At 63.7% G+C, this 589-nt stretch carries 1 protein-coding gene; it reads left to right on the top strand.

Annotated features, from left to right (window positions below; genetic code table 11):
* The coding region (locus ACTQ48_RS11410) for an amino acid permease (protein WP_441571032.1) at nucleotides 1-589 on the top strand (589 nt) is incomplete at both ends.

Below are 589 nucleotides of genomic sequence, written 5' to 3'. Positions count from 1 at the left end.
CATCTACCTGTTCGCTGGCTTCGGCATCGGCGCCGCCATCCCGGCCGACTCCATCGACCCCGACTACGGCATGATCTTCGCAGTCCAGACCATGGTGGGCGATTCCGTGCTCTTCAAGGTCATCTGCATCGCCTTCCTGATCACCCTGTTCGCCAACATGGCCGCCTGGTCCTTCGGCGTCAACTCCGTCGCCCGCTACGCCGCCGAGCACGGCAACATGCCCAAGGTCTTCGCCTCGATGATCTCCGAGGACGACATGCCCAACGGCGCCAACCTGGTCAACGCCGTCGTCGCCTCCCTGGTCCTCTGCCTGCAGCTCGTTCCCGTCGACGCCATCTCCGACGGCGTCTTCTGGATGCTCTTCGGCACCTCCGTCGTCTTCCTGCTGCTCACCTACATCCCGATGTTCCCGGCGTTCCTCAACCTCCGCAAGAACGACCCCAACCGCGAGCGCATCTTCACGTTCCCGTTCAAGGGCGCGATGATGAAGGTCATGCTGGCCATCCCCTGCATCGAGCTGATCCTGGCCATCGTCGCGACGCTGGTGCCGTTCTCCGCCGCCGAGATCGGCGAGAAGGTCCCGATGATC

The sequence above is a fragment of the Collinsella sp. Sow4_E3 genome, from assembly GCF_052116285.1.
Taxonomy (GTDB): domain Bacteria; phylum Actinomycetota; class Coriobacteriia; order Coriobacteriales; family Coriobacteriaceae; genus Collinsella.
This window is presented reverse-complemented; position numbering and strand designations above follow the sequence as displayed.